Source organism: Metabacillus flavus, assembly GCF_018283675.1.
Taxonomy (GTDB): Bacteria; Bacillota; Bacilli; order Bacillales; family Bacillaceae; genus Metabacillus_B; species Metabacillus_B flavus.
Map to the genome: position 1 here is coordinate 511041 of NZ_JAGVRK010000001.1, position 19415 is coordinate 530455.

A 19415-nucleotide genomic window follows, 5' to 3' on the forward strand; every position below is an offset into this window, starting at 1 on the left:
GCAAATCTAAGCAGCATCCAAAAGAATTCTTTGATAATAGAAGTATAACAGATTTCAAAGCTCCGTTATCTTTTTAAGGTTATCGGAAGACCAACGGCGGCTGAAACCTTCCAGCCCTCAGGATCTTTTTTAAAAACAATGACTGTTTCAACAGTTGCTGTCTCTTTGGTTTCAGGCATGGAAAATTCGTATGAAGCATATGCAGCAGCCGTTCTTAAATCCTTTCCACTTTTGTACACCCTCGCTTCTTTAAATGTAAGGTTGTAAGAGAATGGCTGTTCAAATAGAGCACTTGCTTTAAGCCTTTTCATCTCATAATTATAGATTTGGGCCGTTTTGGATATAGTGTCCATATACCGGTCCAGATCCTTCCTTTTTAACGCATCAAAATAGTCATTGAGAACAGCCAGGATTTGTTTTTCATCTTCTTTAGAAAGCCTGCGCTCTGATAATACCGGCTTTCTGGCTGAGTTCCCGCTTGTTTTCTGCAAAGAATCTTCTTTAATGAGGACAGGTTCTTTCGGTTTTAGCGAAAGAGATGGATTGACTGGCTGTACAGCTTCCCGAGCGGGCATTCCGCAGCCGCCGATCATGAATAAAAAGAGTATAAGTGCTGGTGCAATTCGTTTCATGATACTTCCTTTCAAGCTATGTATAGTAAGTCTTTTGGCACAATCTTTTTGTTTCTCTACCATGAGTCTAAATTCCTGCTAAAAAAGGAAAAAACAGTATAAAAGGATGAGAACTTTCAAAAAATTGTCCGTACTGTTTTTTTCGGATACACTATAGGTGCTTCATCAATGCAAATGCAGGGAGATTAATAATGGATAAACAACTTACCTTTACATATGAAATTATGGATGTTTGCCTGCTGGCCGGAAAAATCATGCTTCAAAGCGGGGCGGAAACGTACCGGGTTGAAGATACGATGACGAGGATGGCAGCGGCTTTCGGCTTTAGCCATTCCCATAGCTATGTAACGCCGACCGGCATTATTTTTTCTGTGGAGGGCAAGGAACCGACGAAAACGAAGCTCATCCGAATTGCAGAACGTACGACCGACCTCGAAAAGGTAGCACTTGTAAATGGGATCTCACGGAAGATCAGCAGCGGTGAGTTTACTGCAGATGAGGCCTATCAGGAATTGAAGATCGTAGAGAGAGCAAGCCATACCTATCCACTCTGGGTTCAAGGTGTGGCAGCTGCTGTATCCAGCGGCTGCTTCCTCATCATGTTTATGGGGAAATGGCCGGACTTTTTGCCCGCTGTCATCGCCGGGGGAGTCGGGTTCATCAGTTTGATTTATTTCCACAGGCTTGTTCCGATTAAATTCTTCTCGGAGTTTCTTGCTTCGTTTCTAATCGGGCTGCTCGCCTTTCTATTTGTCAAAACCGGGGCTGGTATGGAAGTAGACAAAATCATCATCGGTTCCGTGATGCCGCTAGTTCCTGGACTCCTGATTACAAACGCCGTGAGGGATTTAATGGCCGGCCATCTTGTTTCAGGCCTTTCAAAAGGGGCAGAGGCTTTTTTAACCGCCTTTGCAATCGGGTCCGGAATAGCCCTCGTTTTTTCCATTTTTGCAGCATAGGAGGATGACCCAGTATGATTGAACAGCTGATTACAAGCTTTATTGCCTCGGCTGCATTCGGGATGATATTTAATGCTCCCCGTAAGTCACTGATCAAGTGCGGCTTCGTTGGCATGCTTGGCTGGATCATTTATTACATTATGGTTGAAAATCGATTGGACACGATTTTCTCAACCGTGGTCGCATCGTTTGTCATTGCGGTAACCGGCCAGATCTTTTCAAAAATTTATAAAACACCTGTCATTATATTCAGTGTCGCCGGAGTGATTCCGCTTGTCCCTGGTGGCATGGCCTATGACGCGATGCGCAACTTTGTGCAGAACGACTATAACATCGCAATCAGCTTAGCGGCAAAAGCCTTTATGGTATCCGGATCGATCGCCATCGGACTTGTATTTTCCGAGGTCATCAATCAGGCAATTAGACAGACTCAGCTTAACAGGCTGAATAAAGGACAGGGCCGGTAAGTCCAAAAGAGGATTGACTTCCTCTGTTTATTAGCACTACAATCTGTAGTGTGAGGTGGAAGGTATGAAAATTAATCGCTTCAAATCGAACGAGACGGGATTAAACCGCTTCTTCGGTCCGCTCGAGGCGAAAATTATGGACATCCTATGGTGCCGCGAGGAAATGTCCATCAAGGGCGTGCAGGAGCAGCTTGAAAAAGAAAAGCCAATCAGTTTTAACACCGTCATGACTGTCATGAAAAGACTTCAGGAAAAAGAAGTACTGATCAAAAGAACGGAAAAAAGGACATCCTTTTACAGACCGGCAATGACAAGGGAGCACTTTCTTCAAACGCAGTCGAGGGAACTTACCCATGACCTGCTGGATGAATTCGGTCCGCTTGCTGTCAGCCATATGCTTGATGCCTTGGATGAAGCCGATCAAGAGCTTATCAGCAGACTCGAAGACAAGCTGAAACAGTTGAAAAAGGACGTGTAATCATGTGGGAGAGACGTTCAAAACGAATATTCGGATTCGCTGTCGTCCTATCTGGACTATTGATTCTGCAAATGGCCGTTTACGCTTACCAGCTGCTGTGCCAGGGTACATTCGGGGTCAATTTGTACGGGGCATGCCACAGCCTGTTTAAACAGATCGGGCTCTCCTCGGTTGCGGTTACGCTCGATGTGCTGATTGTATTTACCTTGATCAGCATCGGGTACCATTTGTCAAAGCAGATCCTTTTGTATAGAAGGTTTTGCAGGGAGCTCGGGATGTCCAGGGATGAGATGGAAAGCAAACAATTAGAAAACCGCTTCGGACACAAGATTTCAGTAATCAATCAAACCGAGCCGGCCGCCTTTACAGCCGGATACTTAAGACCCGTCATTATCGTATCTTCCGGGATGCTGGACCTGCTGAACGATCAGGAGCTGCAAGCCGTCATCTATCACGAACAGTTCCATCAGAGCCAAAGGGATCCATTGAAGAAATGCATTCTTCAGTTCATTGCAAGCACACTTTGGTATATTCCGATTTTTAAATGGTGGAAAAAGCACTACGAGCTGACAAAAGAAGTGCTTGCGGATCGCTTTGCCATCAAGTCCTCCGGCAGCATAGCCGGCTTAAGCCAGGCCCTGCTGAAAATGATGAAGTGGGGGAAAACAAACAATAGCCCTCATACGGTTTCCATCAGCGAGACTGCGATTAACTACCGGATTATGCATTTGCTTGATCCGGAAACAAGCGAACCGGTGAAAACACCGCGTTCAGCTGTCATTGCATCCGTTCAGGTTGTTCTGGTTTTGGCGGGAATGTTCATCATCTCGCCATAACTTTTTTTATAAACAACTACACTACATAATGTAGTGTGTTGTAAAATAAGGAAGAATGTATCATGCTAAACCATATTGGAACACTCATCATCCGCTTTGTCCTACAATCATATGTACCCTTCACGGGTACATGAAGTTCGCTGGAGGCTTCGAGCAGACAGCCGGATTTACCGCAAGTCTCAGCCTCCCGGGGTTTATAGCATACGCCGTGGCTGTAATCGAACTGGCAGGAGGAATTCTGAGCCTGATCGGACTGGGAACGAGGATTGTGTCCGTTTTGATTGCAATTATTATGCTCGGAGCCATATTTACGGTAGGATTGAAAAAGGGATTTATCGGGGGCTATGAATTGGACGCGGCTCTTCTTGCTATGGCGCCTAGTCTCGCCTTTACAGGAAGCGGGGCATACTCCGCTGAAGGACTGCAGAAAAAACACAGCCGCACCGCATCATGACAAGTACAAATAGGAAGTGAGCAAATGGAAAAGAAACAAGACAACAATACATTTTCACAAAAGCCTTTCGTATTCGGGCTTCTTTTCGCTATTCTTTTAGCCATACTTATCGGCGGACTGTTCGTCGGCTACAACAAGTCATCCATGAGCAATCCAGGCATCATTTCATACAAAAATGAGCCATACTTAGGTGATAAAGACGCTCCGGTTAAAATTATTGAATTCGGCGACTACAAGTGCCCGGCCTGCAAAGGATTCAATGATACTTTCTTCAAACAGATTGATAAGGAGCTGATTCAAACCGGGAAGGTGCAGTTTTTCTTCTTCCACCATCCTTTTATAAACGTAGACTCCTACCGCTCAGCTGAATTCTCGGAGAGCGTCTACAAAGTACTCGGAAACGATAAGTTCTGGGAATTCCATAAGAAGCTTTATGATGCCCAGCCAAGCGATCCTGAAGCCGAAAACAAAGATATTTACAAAAAGGATTACCTAATGAATCTTCTAAGCACGATGGCAACCAAGGCAGAAGTGGACAAGGTCGTACAATCCTATGATAAAAAAGAAGGCAAGCTCGCCTCAAACGAGGATGACGCCCTCGCTACGCAGCTTGGCGTTACCTCCACACCATCCCTTTTCGTGAACGGGAAAATGTTCTTGGGACGGGACATGGAGGATTTAAGGACAAGAGTGAATGCAGCAGCGAAAGAGGAAGGGAAGTAAAAGAGGACAGGCACCTAATGGGGCCTGTTCTTTTTAATGGGAAAATATACTAAATGCTGAACTTCAATGCTAAAATAAAAACATAGATAAAGAGCTTATATAAGGGCTCACTTGACAAAAAGGGGGAGTTATAAATGGTGCCTCAATCCGCTATACTTGGCCTAGTCTTTCAGCTGGCCGTGTCAATCATCCTGCCTGTGGCCGGGTACATATTTTTGAAAAGGAAATACAAGATTGCGTTCCGGCCTGTTTTAATAGGCATTCTTATTTTCTTCGTATTTGCTAATGTGCTGGGAGGCCTGTTTAACCACTTCATATTGGTCACGAACGAAACGACCGCTCAAATAGCTGAGCAGCCTGTTCTTTTCGCCATATACGGAGGAATTTCTGCAGGCTTCTTTGAAGAAATAGGAAGGTTTATTGCATTCACGTGGCTTCTGAAACTGTATCGGGAGCGAAAAGACGGACTGGCATACGGGCTCGGTCATGGAGGAATTGAAGCGCTTCTAATCGGAGCACTGGGAAGCATTCAGATGATTTCCCTGGCACTCCTGCAGAACTCGGGCAAACTCGAGGAAACAATTTCGGGTCAGAACCTTCCTCCTGAAGTGCTGAATCAGCTAACATCAGCGTTGACGGGACTGAGCCTTCCGCTTGCATTTATGGGCGGACTGGAGCGTGCGGCCGCGTTCTTCCTGCAAATCGCGCTATCGCTGATTGTTCTTTACGCCGTTAAAAACAAAAAATACATCTATGTTGCTGCAGCCATTCTTCTGCATGCACTTATTGATTTTTTCCCTGCTCTTTATCAGGCAGGAGCGATGAATTTGTATGCAGTGGAAATCATTATTTATGTGATTGGAATCGGTGCTTTTTTCTTCATTAAAAGCTCATTTTTAAAAGATTGATGATTGAAGATAAGTGTAAATCGCCCGCCCATTTTATTGGAGTAAAGGCTGCAAAACTGGAAGAATAAATAGAGGCTTTGCACATGTGCAAAGCTTTATTCGATTTCCAGCACATAACACAATCAAAATAATTAAATAATTTCCTACATAAGGATATGATAGAAGTAACAATCCATACATAGAGAAGGGATAATATGAACAGGGTGTTTTCATTTTTAAAACCGTACCGGCTGCCGGCGGGTCTTGCTTTAACGCTTATGCTGGTGGAGCTGGCCGTTGAATTGGCCCAGCCGCTCATTATTGCGCGAATGATTGATGATGGAATTCTGCAAAAAGATATGGGGGTCATCTGGCTGTGGGGAGGCGCCCTGCTTGCGATGTCCATTTTTGCCTTTGCAGCCGGCGTGACAAATTCTTTTTTGGCGAGCCGGGTGAGCCAGGGCTTTGCTTATGACCTCCGCAGCAGCTTATTCAAAAAGGTTCAGTCCTTTTCCTTTTCCAACTTGGATGAATTTCTTACCTCGTCTTTAATTACGAGGGTAACCAATGATGTGAATACGATACAGATGACCGTGTTCATGAGTCTCCGGATTATGCTGCGCGCCCCATTGCTTGTAATCGGCGGAACCGTTATGGCGCTGTTCGTGAATGCGAAGCTTGCTCTCATCCTTGTCATTGCGATCCCCGTCCTTATTTTTTTCCTGCTATGGGTGCTGAAGACGGGAGGCGCAATGTTCCGGGCTGTTCAGGAAAGGCTCGATAAAGTGAATGGCGTTATGAAAGAGAATCTTGCGGGCATGCGAATTATCAAGGCCTTTTTAAACTCTGGCTACGAAATACGGAGGTTTACAGGTGCAACAGAGGATTTAAGAAAAAGGACGACGACCGTTTTGCGGCTGATTGAAATGACTATGCCAATCCTGTATTTTGTCATGAATGCGGGAATTATCGCGATTCTCTGGTTTGGCGCAGGCGAGGTAAGCAGCGGCGGAGCAAAAGTCGGAGAAGTCGTGGCCATTGTAAACTATTCTTTAAGGATTACAGCCGCGATTTCGATGTTCTCGTTCATCATCATGGCATTCTCCAGAACAAGAGCATCGTCCCAGCGTGTCTCTGAGGTACTGGAAACAGAGCCGCATCTGCATGATCTTTCTTCCGCCAGCCGCTCTCCGGAAGTGACGGATGGAAGCGTGGAGTTTCAAAATGTGACGTTCTATTATCCGGGGAGTGAAACCCCCGTTTTGAAAGGAGTGAGCTTTACGGCTGATAAGGGGACGACAACCGCCATAATGGGAGCAACAGGCTCGGGGAAATCCACCCTTTTTCAGCTCATTCCAAGACTGTATGACGCGACGGAAGGCGAGGTTTTCCTTGATGGAGAAGAAGCGGGGCAATACCGGCTTCAAAATTTAAGGGAGCAAATCGGCTACGTCCCGCAGGAGTCGATCCTTTTCACCGGTACCGTTAAAGATAACATTGCATGGGGAAAGCCGGATGCCACAATGGAAGACATTATTCAGGCAGCGAAGGACGCCCAAATCCATGATACGATTGAGAACCTCCCAAAAGGCTATGATACGGTTGTCGGCCAAAAGGGAGTCAATCTGTCTGGCGGACAGAAACAGAGGCTGTCCATAGCAAGGGCTCTCATCCGCAAACCGGCGATCCTGCTTCTGGATGACAGCACGAGCGCCCTTGATTTGAAAACAGAAGGAAAGCTGATGAAAGCACTCGGCACCTATCCATGTACAACCTTTCTGATTACCCAAAAAATCAGCACGGCTTCAGCATCTGATCAAATCCTTATTTTAGATGATGGAGAGCTGATGGAGCATGGTCCCCATGAAGAGCTGCTCCGAACATCGGATATTTACCGCCGGATTTGGCAATCTCAAATGAAGGGGGAACGAGTTCATGAGGCCCTCTAATCATCAGGTGAAAGGAACGAAACCGCCACGGCCAAACAACTGGCCAGCGGTCGTCAGACGGATTTGGAATTACATGGACGGCAGCAAAGGCTTGCTTGTGATGGTGATTGTGATGATAATCGGAAGCTCCGCTCTTGGACTGTTAGGACCATATCTGATCGGCCAAACCATTGATAAGTATATCGTCCCTCTAAAAACAGACGGCCTTGCCGCGCAGCTGCTGCTTTTAATCATCGTATACGGAGGCTACTCCCTAGCCACTTGGCTGCAGAACTTCTGGATGGCAGGCATCGCCCAGCAGGCTGTTTACAGAATGAGAGTCCAGCTATTCGAGCATTTTCAAAAGCTTCCGATCGCATTCTTCGATAAGCGGCAGCATGGGGAGCTGATGAGCAGGGTCACAAACGATATGGATAATGTCAGCCAAACGCTGAACAGCTCTGTTATTCAAATCCTCTCAAGTTTGCTTACTTTGGCCGGAACCGTCATACTCATGCTGATTTTAAGTCCGGTTCTGACCGCGCTATCCATGGTCATCATTCCCCTCATGGTTTTCGGAATGAAATGGATTACAAGCAGGACAGGGAAAAAATTCAAAGAGCAGCAAAAGCACCTCGGTTCATTGAACGGATACATCGAAGAAACGTTCTCAGGCCAAAAAATCGTCAAAGCCTTTTCCCAGGAAGGGCGGGTAACAGAGGAATTCCTGGAACGCAGCGCAAAGCTTCGGGAAGCCGGCTTTTGGGCGCAGACGTATTCAGGCTTTATTCCGAAATTGATGAACGTACTGAATAACCTCAGCTTCGCCATTATCGCAGCAGCCGGCGGCTATATGGCGATTAAAGGCTTCATTACCATCGGCACAATTGTTATATTCATAGAATATTCAAGGCAGTTTACCCGTCCGCTGAATGATCTGGCCAATCAATTTAATACAATCCTCTCAGCCGTTGCAGGGGCAGAGCGGGTATTTGAAATATTGGATGAAAAAGAAGAAGAGCAAAAGGAACCGAAACCTCTATCCTCAGGGATCACCGAAGGGGACGTTGCATTCAGGAATGTTTCATTCAGCTATGATGAAGACCATCCAATTTTGAAGGATATAAGCTTTCATGCATCAAAAGGGGACATGGTAGCATTCGTCGGTGCCACCGGAGCAGGGAAAACGACCATCATCAACCTGCTTTCGCGCTTTTACGATCCAAGTGCAGGAACGATTCTGATTGATGGAATGGATATCACCCAAATCAGCCGACCTGACTTAAGAAAGAACATGGGCTTCGTTCTGCAGGATCCTTTTCTTTTCGAAGGAACCATCAGAGAAAACATCCGCTATGGCCGCCTTCACGCCTCAGATCACGAAGTAGAAGAAGCAGCCAAACAAGCCAATGCCCACTCCTTCATTATGAAGCTGCCGAAAAAATATGAGACGGTTCTGAAACAGGACGGAAGCGGCATCAGCCAGGGGCAAAAACAGCTCCTATCCATTGCAAGAGCAATTCTTGCAGATCCCGTTATGCTCGTCCTTGACGAAGCAACAAGCAGCATCGATACAATCACCGAGCTGAAAATTCAGGACGCCCTTGGGCACTTAATGAAGGGAAGAACAAGCTTTGTCATCGCCCACCGCCTGAATACCATTCAGCAGGCTGACCAGATCATCGTCCTTGACCATGGGAGAATTGTTGAAAAAGGGTCTCATGAACAGCTTCTTTCCAATGAAGGAGCGTATTACAGTCTGTATCAATCGCTTGAGGATATTAGTTAATTTTCCATCATATGCTTAGAAAGTAAGGAATGAGGGAATAACGTAACAATTATCCACTAGCGGAGGCGGAAAAATGAGAAAAATGACAGAATGGCTTGAGCTTACAGCAAACTGGTTCGGCCGCAAAACCATACCAGGCATTTTTCATACGAGTCTTTTAGAATCAAACCTAAGAGAACAGGAAACCGTACGCAAGTGATAAATTTGCCGCGTACAATCCTGTTCTTTTTTCTTTTTGGCTATGTTAAAGCATGGTGTTGATTTTTGACACCTGTTTGTTGATTGGAGCGAACGCCTGCTAGCTGCAATCAACAGCTAAGTTTAACAGCGCTTTCTTTTTGAATGAAGGAAGACACTGCCCCTCATAAGCAGCGCGCAGAAGAAGTGAGAAGAGGTTTTCCTTGAAAAAAAGGTATCCTCGTCAATATCCTATTTGAAATATTGGTTTGTGCCACCAAAACTAAAAAAAAATTTTTCTATAATACCCAAATAAACATTGCAATATTCACTATAACTTGATTAATGATTTACAATAGGATTTGAAGTGAGGTCATGCCCGCCATGGAAAACCGAATTAAAGAAGTAAGAAAATGCAATGGTGATACTCTTCAAAGCCTTGCAAAGAAAATAAACTATGATTATAGTAATCTTTCTAAAATTGAACGCGGTCTTTATGTGCCAACTATTTCGCTTTTGAAAAAAATAGCAGAGGTATACGAGGTCGATATAAGTGATTTGCTTGTGACGGAGAAGCGCAGCAAAGAGGTCATAGATCTTCAATCCAAAAACCTGCTGGTCAAGTATGAACTTGAGCTTGATGGCCGGAAGGTATCTGCAGATGAGATCAGCGTCATGACTTCCATCATCCGAAAACTAAGAAACGCTGCCAGTCAAAACAGCTAAGAGGGTTGGGGAAGCGATCTTGGTGACGAACCCCAATAGTTTTAGCCTATGCCACCCCCGTGATATACTGAATCCGGAGGTGTTTTGCATGCGTTTAAAAAATAAAAAAATCATTCAGCTGGTCAGCAGTGAATTTGAGGATCTTGAGCTATGGTATCCGGTACTCCGATTACAAGAAGAGGGTGCCACTGTTCACATTGCTGGAGAGAAAGCCAATGAAACCTATATAGGGAAATACGGTGTTCCTGTCACATCGGACCTTTCCTTCACCGACGTAAAACCCGAAGAATACGATGCAATCCTGGTACCTGGCGGCTGGTCACCGGACAAGCTTCGCCGCTATCCGGAAGTACTCGAAATGGTCCGCTTCATGGATCAGCACGAAAAACCAATCGGCCAAATCTGCCACGCCGGCTGGGTCCTGATATCCGCCGGAATCCTGAAAGGCCGAAACGTCACAAGCACACCCGGCATCAAAGACGACATGACGAACGCCGGCGCCATCTGGCACGACGTCGCCGTCATCACAGACGGCCATATCGTCTCCAGCCGCAGACCCCCAGATCTCCCGCAATACGCCAAAGAATTTGCAGATTTGCTGGCAGGGGAATAGATGTGGGAAGCTCCCTTTGATTAGGGGGCTTTTTTGTTTGTGGGGCTGGTTTGTGGATGCGGCGGCAATTTGCCTGCACTGACCCCCGGTTCGCTAAAGGGTTAAACCTCCGTCCCCGTATGGAGGAAGGTTGTTTGGCTTAAGGGCGGAGGGGACATGTGCTCTGTCCCCTGGTGCGGTGATGGATTGGGGGTCAGTGCAAACCCGATGATACGATGCACACTGGGGAGACGAAGCGCCTGACCCGCACTCTGCTAAAGGACGAAAGCTTCGGCACCGTTTCTCCAAACCGTTGGGGTGCAACGGTTCATCTGCTGTCGTCTCTGTCCCCGTTTGCGGTGAAGCAATAGGGGACTGGCACGGTGCCAGTCCCGCTGTTCTCTATCAAGCTAAAGCTCAGGCACCTGCTCCCCAATCCCTTGCGCATCAAGAGGCCATAAGCGGCTTCCTTTGTCCCCACATGCTTTAAAGCAGCGCGGGTCAGGCGCCGCCGTTCAAATCCCATCCGGTCCTTCAGTCAGGCGCCGCCACCCTCCATTTTCCATCGGCACAGCCGCCCACCGTTCATCTTCCAGCAGCGCGGGTCAGGCGCCGCCGTTCAAATCCCATCCGGTCCTTCAGTCAGGCGCCGCCACCCTCCATTTTCCATCGGCACAGCCGCCCACCGTTCATCTTCCAACAACCATCAACCATCAACCACCTTCCCCGCCATCCCAACAAAAAAGAACCGCCAACTAAGCGGTTCCAAACATTCAGCTTTCATTCAGCAGCAGCGGGAGACCTTCCCGCCTTTCGCATTGTAACGTTCCTCCTGGGCTTCGCAGAAAAATTCCTTTCGGGTTTTTACGGGTTCACCCGGATGCTCGGAGGTCATGTGCGCAACGTAAGTTTCATAGCAGGGAACGCCAACGAGCAGGTTTAGAAATTGCTTGCGGTGGCTGAATATGCCGGCTATTTTTTTAAGCATAGTGTTTGAATTCTCCTTCCTCGCGCGGAATGTACGGCGCTTCGTGAAGGGTGACGTCCTGTTTTTTAAATACGCGGATCCACATTCTCACTGCAGAGATCAGGACGGCGATGACGACGAGCATGAAGAAGGCGCATAGGGCGGCGTCCACGTAGTCGTTTACGATGATTTGGTTCATTTGGGCCTGGTTGGCAGCTGGTGCCAGAACTTCTCCTTTGCTTCTTGCTTCACTGAATACGTTAGCGTGCGACAGGAAGCCGATTTTAGGATTTTCGTGGAAAAGCTTTTGCCAGCCAGCCGTCATGGTGACGATTAGGATCCAGGTGGTCGGAAGGAGCGTTACCCATACGTAAGCTTTTTTCCCCATTTTAAAGAGCATGGTGGTACCGAGGAGCAGGGCGATTCCGGCAAGCATCTGGTTTGCGATTCCGAATAGCGGCCATAAGGTGTTGATTCCTCCGAGCGGATCGATAACGCCCTGATAAAGGAAATAGCCCCAGCCTAGGACGCAGATTGCAGTGGCGAGGATGTTGGCTGGCAGATAGTCGGTTCTTGCGAGCGGCTTGTACACCTGGCCTAAAAGATCCTGAATCATAAAGCGGCCGACGCGGGTACCTGCATCAATTGTCGTTAAGATGAACAGCGCTTCAAAGAGTATTGCGAAATGATACCAGAAGGCCATCATGGCCTTTCCGCCAAGGAAGCTCGAGAAGATAACGGACATTCCAATGGCCAGAGTCGGTGCACCGCCTGTTCTGGATTGAATCGTCTCTTCCCCTACGTCCTTTGCAAGATTAGTTAAATCATCCGGTGTAATGGTAAAGCCCCAGCTGGATACAGTCGCAGCTGCTGAAACGGCGTCCGTTCCGATCACGGCCGGCGGACTATTGATAGCAAAATAGATTCCGGGAGTCAGCACGCACGCAGCAATGAGTGCCATTACGGCAACAAAGGATTCCGTAAGCATAGCCCCGTATCCGATTGGTCTTGCATGGCTTTCTCTTTCAATCATTTTAGGAGTCGTACCGGATGAAACGAGAGCATGGAAACCGGAAACGGCTCCGCAGGCGATGGTAATGAATAAAAACGGGAAGAGATTTCCGGCGAAAACCGGGCCTGTCCCATCGATGAATTGAGTAGTAGACGGCATTTGAAGATCAGGTGCCACGACCAGAATTCCAATCGCCAAACCGGCAATGGTACCAATTTTTAAGAAGGTACTTAAATAATCCCTTGGAGCAAGAAGCAGCCAAACGGGAATAACGGAAGCGATAAAGCCGTATGCAATCATCATGATCGCGATTGTTTCTCCGTTAAAGGTAAACATTTTGGCAAGAGCAGGATTAAGAGATACATATTGTCCAAGCATAATGGAACCGATTAGAAGAACGGCGCCGATCATGGAGCCTTCCCCAACCCGGCCCGGGCGGATGTACCGCATGTAAATTCCCATGAAAATAGCGATAGGAATCGTTGCGGCAATAGTAAACATTCCCCACGGACTTCCGATAAGCGCTTTTACAACGACAAGAGCAAGAACAGCCAAAAGAATAACCATGATTCCGAGGATCCCTACCATAGCGATAACCCCTGTAACAGGACCAATCTCTTCCTTGATCATTTCTCCAAGAGACTTTCCTTTGCGTCTCACGGATCCAAATAAAATGACAAAATCCTGTACTGCTCCGGCAAGGACGACGCCAGCTATAATCCAAATGGTCCCGGGAAGGTATCCCATTTGAGCGGCAAGGATTGGCCCAACAAGCGGCCCAGCTCCGGCAATCGCAGCGAAGTGATGGCCGAACAGCACCCACTTATTTGTGGGAACGTAGTCCTTGCCGTCATTTTGTGTTTCCGCAGGTGTTTTGCGGTTGTCATCAAGCTCGAAAACCTTTCTTGCTATAAAACGGCTATAAAAGCGGTATGCAATGGCGTATACACTGAGCGCAGCAACAAGAAGCCAGATGGCATTAATGGATTCTCCGCGGTTAAGAGCCAAAACGCCAAAGCCTGCCGCTCCCGCTGCTGAAATGATGCCCCAAATCAGAATGGACTTAATTGCTTTCATATGTACATTCCCCCCTTTGTCATCTCTACAGGGTAATTGTATTATACTATTCTGAAAATTTAAATAAATATTTAGCTTTTGAGGGATAAAATCTTCCAGACTGCTTTACAATAAAAACAGTCTGGATATCCCTTCGATTCCTGCGAAATAGGTGTCCGGCATATGATTGCCAGCAATGGACCCTGTTTCAATAGTAAAGGTGGATGGCGTTTGCACATGCTGATAAAAGTATTTCAATTTAGTAATAGGGTTGTATACAAAAATGGGAGGGAGCTTCGGCACGAGATCGGCTGTGTTGACAAAGCGGATGCTGTTTGGAACAAGCTGGTCATATAAAGAGGCAAACTGCCCGTCCCCGACTCTTGGCGCACCGTAGTTATACATCACAATCGACCTGAAGCCTGAATTCGCTGCAACGTCAGCTGCGTGAAGCACAGCGAGTGCACCGCCAAGGCTATGCCCTGTGATAAAAAGATTTTTTTCCTTTGAAAGATTATGGTAAGCCTGAAAAATTTCCTCGCGGCAAGTGGAATAAATAGACTGAAAACCCTGATGAACGAGACCTGTGTTCTGGCCGTATAAATAAGGAGTCTGCCGTATTGTAGCGTCCGCAATCCAATCTGCATCGGACTGTGTACCCCTGAAGGCAATTACCACCGCATCCTCTGACTCCAGAATAAATCCGAACCATTCCGGAATACTGTTTGCACTGGCTTTAAAGGCTTTAACGAGCGTAAAACCCGGTACCACTTCCACAGGCCCGTTATTTAAAAATTGACGGTATGAATAAACGCACATATGAAGCAAAAATTCAGCGAGATCCTTATTATAAAAAGGTTTCCTTCTCCACATATTCATGTTTTTATAACCCCGCTTCAATAGGCTTATGCATTACCATACGCCGCTGAATGAAAGAAGTGCCTGTATGAAGCTATCCATAAAAATGCCTATTAAAAAAAGGGAAAATGGTATTAGCTGTCGTATTTAATCGGTTAAGTGAGAACTTCCACTTATTCCTTCTTTACAATTCAGAAAGTGTTACTGCCCGTTAACAGGGGAAAATATAGCTGCGGGGTAGAAATGATGATTATAGAAAAATTACTGCTGCATGTTCTGATTGTGCTGGCTCCTATTCTTATTCACAGTTTGTTTTTCTCTGACCGTCAAATCGGCCGGCCGTCTTATTTTATTGGGATGCTGCATGGTCTTACCGGGTCATTATGCATGTTGTTTGCTTACGAAAGCTTCGGTCTTTTTTGGGATCTTCGGTATGTGCCGCTTGTCCTTGCCACTCTTTACGGGGGAATGCGCGGCGGCCTGGTCGTCTTGGCTGCCCTTCTTCTCACAAGAACGTATCTTGGCGGAGATGCCCTGCTTTTTGGCTATCTGTCCGCACTTTTGGCAGCTGCAGGTCCCATGCTGATCGTGTACAGATTTAATAAAGCAGAGACAAAATGGAAAAGGGTCAGATGGGCGATACTGGCGGGGCTCTGGCCTGCATTAGTTCAGCTTAGTATTCTTTTCAGCTATATTGGTGTTTCTGACAAATACGAAATTCTTCCATCAAAACTTATCTACTTTATCGTCATTTTTGGCATTATTCAAGTAATCGCTTCAGGATTTGCCGCCCTTCTCCATGAAGCGAGTATTGAGAAATACCGCCTTCACGAAGAAATTTTCAGATCGGAAAAACTGAATACACTTGGTGAGATGGCTGCTTCCATTGCTCATGAGGTCAGAAACCCTCTTACAGTAGTTAAAGGGTTTTTGCAGCTTATGCAGGCTGATGATAAGAAAGGGCAGCATACGTATCTGCCTCTCGTTCTGAGCGAATTGGACAGGGCCGAGTCCATCATCAGCGACTATCTGAACTTTGCCAAGCCTCAGCTGGAGAAGCTGGAAACGTTTGAATTGGGCGGCTTTTTAAGAGATGTTGTTCAGCTTTTAAATCCCCTGGCTTTGAAAAAAGGGATTGTATTAAGCTGTCAGACCGATGCTGCCATCACTCTTGAAACAGATCGGAATCAGCTTCGCCAGGCCATAGTAAACCTCATCAAAAATGCGATTGAAGCAACACCGGAGGAAGGCAGTGTCATCGTTTCCATGAAATCCTTTGGACCGGAGGCAGAGATAAAGATTGCTGATACAGGGACAGGCATGACAAAGGAGCAGCTAGCCAAGCTCGGAAGCCTCTACTATACAACGAAGGAAACAGGAACAGGACTCGGAACGATGGTTTCCCTAGGCATCATCGATGCAATGGGCGGAAAAACGGTTTACTCGAGCCAGCCTGGCAAGGGAACGGTCGTAAAAATCTGTTTGCAGGCAAAAGCATACAGTTAGTAACGCGTTTTTTTGTTTGCAGGAGAAATGATGGAGGAAAACTAAAAATGGAATTAGCATTTAAGATTGCTTCTGAAAAAGAACGGTCGGAAATATATGAACTGGCAGGCGAAAACCGGAGAGAAGCAACGAACTGCGTTTCAGATGATAACCAGAAAAAAATGATTGAAGCATACGAGCATTCAGCGGGATATGATGCTTATTTTGTTTGCTTAATGAATGAGGAGACACTGCTCGGGTGGATTATGATTGATCGGGCATATGATTTTCTGACGGGGGACGAAGTTGGCTGGATTAATGATTTGTATGTAAAAGCACCTTACAGAAACAGGGGCTATTCTAAATTATTAATGGAAGAGGCATTTGAGGAATTTAGAAAAAATGGATACCGTGACGTAAGACTGAACGTATACGCCCATAATACAAAAGCGATGAATTTATATGAACAGATGGGTTTCAAAGACATTAACAAGTTTATGAAAATATCACTATAAAAAACAGAAAGACCATAATCTGAATTATGGTCTTTCTGTTTGGCTGGAATCTACTTTTTATAAACTTTGATGGTTATCTTTTTTACTCCCCATTTAAGAGCTGTGCTCTTGGATGAGAAGAAAACATCTATTTTACCCCTTTTAATGGCGCTCCCTTTATCGGCTGCAATTGCCGTACCGTAGCCTGGTACGTATACTTTTGAACCTAGCGGTATCACTCTTGGATCAACTGAGATCACTTTTGCCCCAGGATTCTTTTTTAAATTGATGCCGGTAGCAGTGATGCCGCTGCATCCTTTGCAGCTTGCTGTATAGGCTGTTGCTGTAACGGTATATGTTTTATAGGCCCCTTGTGGAGCAGCGGATTTCGCAGGTGCTGATTTCTTGGAGGTAGACGGTGAAATGGTCAACTTTTGATTTGCTTTAATAACGTCTGTTTTCAATTTGTTCCAGGATTTAATTTGATTCACAGTAACTTTATGCTTCTGAGCAATCTTCCAAAGAGTATCCCCGGATTTAACTGTGTAGGTGGCTGCGAAGGCATTGGCTGAGAATCCAAACGACAAGAACAAAACTGCACTGACTGTCAAAATAAACTTCTTCAAAAGTCCTAGTCCCCTTTATGTATATGATGGCTAATATTACTAGATTTATATGACAGGCTTGTTTCAAACAGTTTCTATTTATGTTACAAAAATATTTCATTTAGTAATATTAGGTTTGAAATTCATAAAAAAGAATCCGTTTTGAGGTCTGACATGAAGGAGTTGTAAGAGGATTCAGATTAAAGACTATATTGTAAAAGGAAAAAGCTAACATAGAATAATAATCATAAAATATGACTTTAGTAGGGGTTTAACGTACTGGAATTATTCGGGTGATAATAAGACTAGGAAACAGAGAAACAATAAATTGAGTAATAGTAGGATTTTGTTTGAATATAGAGGTTTCCGAAGAAGTTTGTCAAAACACTCTAAATAACCTGCCGGAAAAAGTAAACTTTAAAAACGAATGGCGGACTCACAACAGGAAGCTATCAGGCATTCAAACTTTGATATAGATAAGCAGTGCCTCGAGATATCAAAAGAAATGAGAAGGCGCAACTAAAAAAGCAGCTCCCATACCAAGGGAACTGCTGTCATAACATTTAAGGATTCGTCGACCAAAGTCCAGCCGATTTTATAAACGTTCGTTTGTTTAATTTCAGCTGGGCTACCATGAATTCAGCGATGTCTTCCGCCTGCATGACAGAATCGGGGTTTCCGTCCGTGAGCTTGTTTTCAATGGCTAAATCGGTTGCCACTGTGCTTGGGGTAAGGGCTGAAACACGAATGTTATGCTTGCGCACTTCCATGGCCAGTGATTCGGTCAGACCGAGCAGTCCGAATTTTGAAGCGCTGTAGGCACTGGTGACAGGAGCCCCTTTTTGGCCCGCTGTGGAAGAGACATTGATGATATCTCCTGTTTTTCTTTCGACCATGCCGGGAAGGACAGCATGTGTTACATAATAAGCGCCCATCAGGTTCACTTGAATAATTTTTTCCCAATCTTTTGGATCGAGCTCCAGGAAGCCCCCGAATTTAGCGATTCCTGCATTGTTGATCAGAATATCGATGTGGCCGAGACTTGTTTCGAGTTCCGCTGCAGCCTTCTTCACTTCTTCATGGGATGCTACATCCGCTGTGGCGTAATAAGCTTTTACACCTAATGCTTCTGCTTCTTCTGCTACGCTTTTTACGTGCTCCTCAGTGCGGGCGAGCAGTCCCACATGTACGCCTTCTCTTGCAAGATGAAGGGCAACGGCGCGTCCGATTCCTCGTCCGGCGCCGGTAATGAGTGCAGTTTTGCCTTTTAATGATTCGCTCATGATTGGACCTCCTTAAGTTTTCAATGTGTTCATCATAGTTTTTCACTTCATTTTTTTCAAAAAATCTGCTTTAACGTGCTGAATTATAGCCATGCTTTCTGCGGTATCTTATTCTCATATCCTCATATGCTCCCGAACCTAGAATAACCCCTGAGACAATGAGGACCAGGCCAATCAGATGGGAGGCATGTACGGTTTCGTTTAAAATGAGAACGGATCCTGCAAGGGCAAACAGCGTATTCAGGTTCATAAAAATGGCCGATTCAGCCGCACCAACCTGGCTGATCGCAAAGTTATACGTCATATGGCCAACCGCTGTCGCGAAAACCGCCGATAGAACAAACGCTGTCCATACTTCCGGGCTTCCGTTCGTAAGCGTTGAAAGGCCATTCTTTTCAGTGAGTAAGCCGATTCCAAATAGCACAAGCGACCCGAAAAGGAGCATATATCCTGTAAGGAGCCGCGGATCAATCGTCTTGCACATTTTGTTAATGATCACAAAGCTGAATGCCTGTGTGAGGATGGAAAAGAAAATGGATACATCCCCTGCATTAACGGCACTCAGACCGCCGCCGCCGGCAACCACCGTAAATGAAACACCGGCAAGTCCCAATATAAACCCGCTCAGCCGGATAACGGTCAGTCTTTTATTAAGAAAAATGATCGATAAAACGGCAACCAATATAGGTCCCAGGCCTAAAATGAGTCCTCCATTCGTCGAACTGGTAAGGGAAAGACCGACCGATAAAAAATAATGATGGGCGACCACATTCAGTAATCCGCAGCCTATAATCAAGGCTGTTTCCCTTAGTGTCGGCAGGCGGAGCAATTTTAAATAGGCTAGAATAATGAAAACGCAAATACTGGCTGTAAAAATTCTAAGTGCTGTAATGGTTACAGGGGAAAAGGTGCCGACAATGATTTTCAGCAGCGGGACGTTAAAGCCCCAAAGCATCATAATGCCGACAAGGATAAAATAAATGCGTGTGTGTTTCACCGGGTTCCCT

General features: G+C 45.9%; 21 protein-coding genes. 14 read left to right on the plus strand and 7 right to left on the minus strand.

Going from position 1 to position 19415, the window contains the following annotated elements:
• Window positions 1-65: 65 nt before the first annotated feature.
• On the minus strand, window positions 66-632 hold the full coding sequence (locus tag J9317_RS02705) for a YybH family protein (RefSeq protein ID WP_211556320.1): 567 nt from the start codon (window positions 630-632) through the stop codon (window positions 66-68).
• Between the two features lie 191 nt (window positions 633-823).
• Here J9317_RS02705 and J9317_RS02710 point away from each other — a divergent pair, with 191 nt between their 5' ends.
• The 12 genes from J9317_RS02710 (at window position 824) to J9317_RS02760 (ending at window position 10669) form a co-directional block, all read left to right on the plus strand.
• Window positions 824-1591 (plus strand): threonine/serine exporter family protein, encoded by a 768-nt coding sequence (locus J9317_RS02710; RefSeq protein WP_211556322.1) that lies wholly within the window; start codon window positions 824-826, stop codon window positions 1589-1591.
• A 14-nt stretch (window positions 1592-1605) separates the two neighbouring features.
• Window positions 1606-2058 (plus strand): threonine/serine exporter family protein, encoded by a 453-nt coding sequence (locus J9317_RS02715; RefSeq protein ID WP_211556324.1) that lies wholly within the window; start codon window positions 1606-1608, stop codon window positions 2056-2058.
• A 64-nt stretch (window positions 2059-2122) separates the two neighbouring features.
• Entirely contained in the window at window positions 2123-2536 is a 414-nt protein-coding gene (locus J9317_RS02720; protein WP_211556326.1) for a BlaI/MecI/CopY family transcriptional regulator, read from the plus strand.
• A 2-nt stretch (window positions 2537-2538) separates the two neighbouring features.
• Window positions 2539-3372, plus strand: coding sequence for a M56 family metallopeptidase (locus J9317_RS02725; protein WP_211556328.1), 834 nt, complete (start codon window positions 2539-2541; stop codon window positions 3370-3372).
• Between the two features lie 55 nt (window positions 3373-3427).
• Window positions 3428-3826: a DoxX family protein gene (locus J9317_RS02730; protein WP_249291966.1), complete on the plus strand. Its 399-nt coding sequence runs from the start codon at window positions 3428-3430 to the stop codon at window positions 3824-3826.
• A 24-nt stretch (window positions 3827-3850) separates the two neighbouring features.
• Complete coding sequence (locus J9317_RS02735) at window positions 3851-4549, plus strand: DsbA family protein (protein WP_211556330.1); 699 nt, start codon at window positions 3851-3853, stop codon at window positions 4547-4549.
• A 134-nt stretch (window positions 4550-4683) separates the two neighbouring features.
• Window positions 4684-5457 carry a YhfC family intramembrane metalloprotease gene (locus J9317_RS02740; protein ID WP_211556331.1) on the plus strand — a complete coding sequence of 258 codons (774 nt, stop codon included), beginning with the start codon at window positions 4684-4686 and terminating at the stop codon, window positions 5455-5457.
• Between the two features lie 194 nt (window positions 5458-5651).
• Window positions 5652-7385: an ABC transporter ATP-binding protein gene (locus J9317_RS02745; RefSeq protein WP_211556332.1), complete on the plus strand. Its 1734-nt coding sequence runs from the start codon at window positions 5652-5654 to the stop codon at window positions 7383-7385.
• Window positions 7372-9153: an ABC transporter ATP-binding protein gene (locus J9317_RS02750; protein ID WP_211556333.1), complete on the plus strand. Its 1782-nt coding sequence runs from the start codon at window positions 7372-7374 to the stop codon at window positions 9151-9153. The genes J9317_RS02745 and J9317_RS02750 overlap by 14 nt, the downstream gene beginning before the upstream one ends.
• A 73-nt stretch (window positions 9154-9226) precedes the next feature.
• Window positions 9227-9352 (plus strand): hypothetical protein, encoded by a 126-nt coding sequence (locus J9317_RS20740; RefSeq protein ID WP_284143250.1) that lies wholly within the window; start codon window positions 9227-9229, stop codon window positions 9350-9352.
• 362 nt (window positions 9353-9714) lie between these two features.
• Window positions 9715-10056, plus strand: a complete 342-nt coding sequence (locus J9317_RS02755) for a helix-turn-helix transcriptional regulator (RefSeq protein WP_211556335.1) — start codon at window positions 9715-9717, stop codon at window positions 10054-10056.
• Window positions 10057-10144: 88 nt separating this feature from the next.
• The gene (locus J9317_RS02760) at window positions 10145-10669 is read left to right on the plus strand and encodes a type 1 glutamine amidotransferase domain-containing protein (protein WP_211556337.1); all 525 of its coding nucleotides are present in this window, start codon (window positions 10145-10147) and stop codon (window positions 10667-10669) included.
• Window positions 10670-11432: 763 nt separating this feature from the next.
• Here J9317_RS02760 and J9317_RS02765 read toward each other — a convergent pair.
• The 3 genes from J9317_RS02765 to J9317_RS02775 form a co-directional block, all read right to left on the minus strand.
• Window positions 11433-11636 (minus strand): YbdD/YjiX family protein, encoded by a 204-nt coding sequence (locus tag J9317_RS02765; protein ID WP_211556339.1) that lies wholly within the window; start codon window positions 11634-11636, stop codon window positions 11433-11435.
• Window positions 11629-13704, minus strand: a complete 2076-nt coding sequence (locus J9317_RS02770) for a carbon starvation CstA family protein (RefSeq protein ID WP_211556341.1) — start codon at window positions 13702-13704, stop codon at window positions 11629-11631. The genes J9317_RS02765 and J9317_RS02770 overlap by 8 nt, the downstream gene beginning before the upstream one ends.
• A 105-nt stretch (window positions 13705-13809) precedes the next feature.
• Window positions 13810-14562, minus strand: coding sequence for a lipase family protein (locus tag J9317_RS02775; RefSeq protein ID WP_249291968.1), 753 nt, complete (start codon window positions 14560-14562; stop codon window positions 13810-13812).
• Window positions 14563-14784: 222 nt separating this feature from the next.
• Between J9317_RS02775 and J9317_RS02780 the strand changes: the two genes are divergently transcribed.
• Both J9317_RS02780 and J9317_RS02785 read left to right on the plus strand, forming a co-directional pair.
• A complete protein-coding gene (locus tag J9317_RS02780; RefSeq protein ID WP_249291969.1) occupies window positions 14785-16047 on the plus strand; it encodes an ATP-binding protein in 1263 nt (420 codons plus the stop codon).
• A gap of 47 nt (window positions 16048-16094) precedes the next feature.
• A complete protein-coding gene (locus tag J9317_RS02785; protein ID WP_211556343.1) occupies window positions 16095-16541 on the plus strand; it encodes a GNAT family N-acetyltransferase in 447 nt (148 codons plus the stop codon).
• A gap of 50 nt (window positions 16542-16591) precedes the next feature.
• Here the strand turns inward: J9317_RS02785 and J9317_RS02790 are convergent, their stop codons facing one another.
• The 3 genes from J9317_RS02790 to J9317_RS02800 form a co-directional block, all read right to left on the minus strand.
• On the minus strand, window positions 16592-17146 hold the full coding sequence (locus tag J9317_RS02790) for a LysM peptidoglycan-binding domain-containing protein (RefSeq protein WP_211556345.1): 555 nt from the start codon (window positions 17144-17146) through the stop codon (window positions 16592-16594).
• 542 nt (window positions 17147-17688) lie between these two features.
• Window positions 17689-18408: a 3-ketoacyl-ACP reductase gene (locus J9317_RS02795; RefSeq protein ID WP_211556347.1), complete on the minus strand. Its 720-nt coding sequence runs from the start codon at window positions 18406-18408 to the stop codon at window positions 17689-17691.
• 70 nt (window positions 18409-18478) lie between these two features.
• Window positions 18479-19405 (minus strand): DMT family transporter, encoded by a 927-nt coding sequence (locus tag J9317_RS02800; RefSeq protein ID WP_211556349.1) that lies wholly within the window; start codon window positions 19403-19405, stop codon window positions 18479-18481.
• Between the last annotated feature and the right edge of the window lie 10 nt (window positions 19406-19415).

Coding starts and splice junctions, on each gene's coding strand:
- J9317_RS02705 (WP_211556320.1), bottom strand. CDS start 632: ATGAAACGAATTGCACCAGCACTTATACTCTTTTTATTCATGATCGGC.
- J9317_RS02710 (WP_211556322.1), top strand. CDS start 824: ATGGATAAACAACTTACCTTTACATATGAAATTATGGATGTTTGCCTG.
- J9317_RS02715 (WP_211556324.1), top strand. CDS start 1,606: ATGATTGAACAGCTGATTACAAGCTTTATTGCCTCGGCTGCATTCGGG.
- J9317_RS02720 (WP_211556326.1), top strand. CDS start 2,123: ATGAAAATTAATCGCTTCAAATCGAACGAGACGGGATTAAACCGCTTC.
- J9317_RS02725 (WP_211556328.1), top strand. CDS start 2,539: ATGTGGGAGAGACGTTCAAAACGAATATTCGGATTCGCTGTCGTCCTA.
- J9317_RS02730 (WP_249291966.1), top strand. CDS start 3,428: ATGTATCATGCTAAACCATATTGGAACACTCATCATCCGCTTTGTCCT.
- J9317_RS02735 (WP_211556330.1), top strand. CDS start 3,851: ATGGAAAAGAAACAAGACAACAATACATTTTCACAAAAGCCTTTCGTA.
- J9317_RS02740 (WP_211556331.1), top strand. CDS start 4,684: ATGGTGCCTCAATCCGCTATACTTGGCCTAGTCTTTCAGCTGGCCGTG.
- J9317_RS02745 (WP_211556332.1), top strand. CDS start 5,652: ATGAACAGGGTGTTTTCATTTTTAAAACCGTACCGGCTGCCGGCGGGT.
- J9317_RS02750 (WP_211556333.1), top strand. CDS start 7,372: ATGAGGCCCTCTAATCATCAGGTGAAAGGAACGAAACCGCCACGGCCA.
- J9317_RS20740 (WP_284143250.1), top strand. CDS start 9,227: ATGAGAAAAATGACAGAATGGCTTGAGCTTACAGCAAACTGGTTCGGC.
- J9317_RS02755 (WP_211556335.1), top strand. CDS start 9,715: ATGGAAAACCGAATTAAAGAAGTAAGAAAATGCAATGGTGATACTCTT.
- J9317_RS02760 (WP_211556337.1), top strand. CDS start 10,145: ATGCGTTTAAAAAATAAAAAAATCATTCAGCTGGTCAGCAGTGAATTT.
- J9317_RS02765 (WP_211556339.1), bottom strand. CDS start 11,636: ATGCTTAAAAAAATAGCCGGCATATTCAGCCACCGCAAGCAATTTCTA.
- J9317_RS02770 (WP_211556341.1), bottom strand. CDS start 13,704: ATGAAAGCAATTAAGTCCATTCTGATTTGGGGCATCATTTCAGCAGCG.
- J9317_RS02775 (WP_249291968.1), bottom strand. CDS start 14,562: ATGAATATGTGGAGAAGGAAACCTTTTTATAATAAGGATCTCGCTGAA.
- J9317_RS02780 (WP_249291969.1), top strand. CDS start 14,785: ATGATGATTATAGAAAAATTACTGCTGCATGTTCTGATTGTGCTGGCT.
- J9317_RS02785 (WP_211556343.1), top strand. CDS start 16,095: ATGGAATTAGCATTTAAGATTGCTTCTGAAAAAGAACGGTCGGAAATA.
- J9317_RS02795 (WP_211556347.1), bottom strand. CDS start 18,408: ATGAGCGAATCATTAAAAGGCAAAACTGCACTCATTACCGGCGCCGGA.